3 protein-coding genes are annotated in these 3,300 nt (G+C 63.8%); 2 read left to right on the top strand and 1 reads right to left on the bottom strand.

The window, feature by feature from the left end:
* Nucleotides 1-171: 171 nt before the first annotated feature.
* Together EN935_RS27855 and EN935_RS27850 are read left to right on the top strand one after the other, a co-directional pair.
* Complete coding sequence (locus EN935_RS27855; RefSeq protein WP_127265713.1) at nucleotides 172-477, top strand: hypothetical protein; 306 nt, start codon at nucleotides 172-174, stop codon at nucleotides 475-477.
* A gap of 16 nt (nucleotides 478-493) precedes the next feature.
* Nucleotides 494-1,375: a sigma-70 family RNA polymerase sigma factor gene (locus tag EN935_RS27850; protein ID WP_109668154.1), complete on the top strand. Its 882-nt coding sequence runs from the start codon at nucleotides 494-496 to the stop codon at nucleotides 1,373-1,375.
* A gap of 41 nt (nucleotides 1,376-1,416) precedes the next feature.
* Here the strand turns inward: EN935_RS27850 and EN935_RS27845 are convergent.
* Nucleotides 1,417-3,300, bottom strand: a 1,884-nt coding sequence (locus tag EN935_RS27845) for an AsmA-like C-terminal region-containing protein (RefSeq protein WP_245489064.1), incomplete at its 5' end; no start/stop codon positions are given.

Here is a 3,300-nt window from a genome sequence, read left to right as displayed (position 1 = left end):
CTGTCACGCATCGAACCGATGCTGCGGCGGCTGCTCGATCGCACGTGAACACTCCGGCGTCTTTGTGGGGCGACACGAATTATTTCCCAGTGCCCGAATCCTTTCGCCTCACAATAGCGTCTCGAAGATGAGCGACCTCAAAGGCGCAGGGCAACTAGGAGGACAACAGCGATGAAACGCCACCTGATACGCTACAAGACGAAGCCGGAACGGACCGACGAGAATGAATGGCTGGTCAAGGCCGTGTTCCTGGAGCTGCGGGAAAAATCGCCGGAAGGCGTTCGCTACATGACATGGCGATCTAACGACGGGTCCTTTGTCCATCTGGTCGAGACGGAAACCGAGGCCCATGCCGACATCATCACCGGGCTGGCGGCATTCGAGGCCTTTCAGAGTGGCATCAGGGATCGCTTGATCGAGCGTCCGCAGCGCGAGGAAATGACCGTGGTGGGCCATTACCGGATGCTGGACCAATAACGGCGAACAGAGGCGCATGAACATTCCTGGCGAGATCCGTGAGCCTTTTGCCCGCCTGTTCGGCGAACTGCGTCCCAAGCTGCACCGCTATTGCGCCCGCATGACGGGCTCGGTCATCGACGGTGAGGACGTGCTGCAGGAAGCGCTGACAAAAGCGTTCGAAGCTCTGCCCAACGCCGGCCCGATCGCCAACCCGGAAGGCTGGCTGTTTCGCATTGCCCACAATGCTGCACTCGATTTCCTGCGCCGTCGCGCCCGTGAAAAGGCCTTTGCCGATGAGGATCCGGACATGATCGTCGACCCGGCAAACCCCACCGTCGACCGTCAGGCCGCGGCGGCCGGACTGCATACCTTCATGCGCCTTCCCGTCGCGCAGCGAAGCAGCGTCATCATGATGGACGTTCTGGGCTATTCGCTGCAGGAAATAAGCACCACACTCGACACCAGCATTCCCGCGGTTAAGGCGGCGCTGCATCGTGGTCGCCATCGGCTGCGCCATCTTGCGGACGAACCGGACGACCGCCCTGTTCCGAGATTGAGCAACGCAGAGCGTCTGTTGCTCGAAGCCTATATCGATCGTTTCAACGCCCGCGACTTCGACGCGGTGCGCGACATGCTGGCGGATGAAGTCCGGCTGGAGCTGGTGGCCAGGACGCGGCTCAACGGCCGCAAGGAAGTCGGCACCTACTTCGGCAACTATTCCCGAGTGCAGGATTGGCGTTTCGTACCGGGCTTCGTCGAAGACAGGCCGGCGATCCTCGTCCGCGATAGCGATGATCCGGCGGCGCGGCCATCCTATTTCATCCTGCTGGCCTGGAAGGACGGCAAACTCTTGACCATCCGGGATTTCCGCCACGCCCGCTACATCGCAGACGGCGCCGAGTTGTTCGTGCTTTGAAACGATTTCGGGGCGAAAAGGCCTCTCGTGCTGCCTACTGCCTACTGCAGCGACTTCAGCAGATTGTCGAGCGTGAACGGATTGGACTTCGGCTTGGCCGGCGGCGGGTTGTCGTTGGCCTCCGGCAGCGGCGCACGCTCCATCTTCGGAGCCTGCTGCGCGGCCTTGCGCTCAGCCTCGAGCTTTGCCTTTTCCTGCGAGGCAATGCGCATCGCCTCTTCCGCCTTCTGCCGCTCCTGCTCGTCGGCCTGTGCCTTGGCCGCTTCGTCGGCGGCCTGCTGTTCGGCAGCGGCCTTGGCGTCCGCATCCGCCTTGGCTTTGGCATCCGAGTCAGCCTTGGCTTTCGCCTCCGCTTCGGCCTGAGCTTTGGCGTCGGCTTCAGCTTTCGCCTGGGCGTCCGCTTCGGCCTTGGCCTTGGCGTCAGCCTCGGCTTTCAGCCGGGCTGCTTCCTCCTGTTTGCGCAATTCCTCGGCGGCATTGTCCCGTTCGGTCTGCAGCGCCGCGTAATAGCGCACTTCGCGCCGCAGCCGCTGCTTCTCGAGCAGAGCAGCCTGCATCGCCTCGACGCGCTGCTGCTCCTTCTCCAGCGCGCGCTGGGTTAGGAACTGTGCCAGCGGCTCGCTGTCGAACTGCCGCTTCACGGCGCCGAACGGCCCCTCGGCGGTGAAGTTCACGACCGGTTCGGAGCCGACCTGGGCCTCGTCGCCTGGCCGATAGGTGATCGCCCCTTTGGCCGACACCATGGCTGTGTTGAGATCAGCTGTGATGTCAGCGGACAAGGTCGCAGCCGGATTGTCGAGGCTGATGGGCGGCGCCCTCAGCATGCCGCCGGCAACCGTGAAGGCGATGTCGGTGTCCTTGGCGGCGAGACTGCCATCGGCGGCGATGTCAGGCGCGAAGCCGGCGGTCTTGGCCGCATCGATGTCACGCCCGATCGCATCCGCCTTGGCGAGGAACGCACTGAACGCATCGGGATTGACGCCGGCGACCTGCAAGCTCTTCAGCGTCGCCGTACCGGATCCGGACAAGGCGGCGACCATCCCTTCGACCGATTTGCCGCTGCTTGACAGCGCCGTCGAGAAATCGCTGATGCCGCTGATGCCTGCATCCGGCAGCACGGTCGCCAGATCGGCGCCAGCCAGTTTCATCTGGCCGGTGAAAAGTCCTGTGCCGTCATTGTTCTTCAGCTCGAACAGGCCTGTCAGCGCCCCACCCAGCAATTTCGCCTTCAGATCCGAAACGCGGATGCCTTCCTGGTCGAGCTTGAGCGAAAAGGCGGCATCATAGGCGGTGGCGAACCGGCCGGCGGCGAGCGCTGCCGTCGTCAGGTCGAGGTCGGCGGTGAACGGCAGGCTGGATTTCTGGCTGAACGGTGTGGCCGGCCACACCCCGCTCTTATCGGCCACTTGCTTGTCGGCCCCCTCCTGGTCGACAAGAAAGGCGGAATCGCCGAACAGTGCCACTGCCATCGGATCGAGGTCGAGTTCGTCGAGCACCAGCGCACCGGCCAGATGTGGCACGCCGGCCTTGCCGTCGACCCCCTCCTTCACATCGACATTGACGTCGCCGGACACCGCCGCTTCGTTGATGGCGCCGTTGAGTTCGTCCAGCACCAGCAGACCGTTGCCATAGTCGCCCTGCGCGGCGAGCGACGTCGACATGCCGGCTCCCATGCCCGGTAGGCCGATGCCTGATGTCATCAGCCATGGCTCGATGTCGGCAGCGTCAAGGCTGAGCTTGCCCTTGGCGGCGAGGCCTTGCGACGTATCGGCGATCGTGCCTTCGAAAGCGGCCTTGAAGTCGTCGCCGGCAAGGCTGAAACTCGTCGCCAGGCCGCCGCCAAGCGTGCCCTTGGCCTGAATGTCCGTGCTTGCCTCGCCCAGCATGCCGAGCGGCAGCGCCGGCAGGCCGTAAAGGGCCAGCAG

This window comes from Mesorhizobium sp. M7D.F.Ca.US.004.03.1.1 (assembly GCF_003998635.1).
Classification (GTDB): Bacteria; Pseudomonadota; Alphaproteobacteria; order Rhizobiales; family Rhizobiaceae; genus Mesorhizobium; species Mesorhizobium loti.
This window is presented reverse-complemented; position numbering and strand designations above follow the sequence as displayed.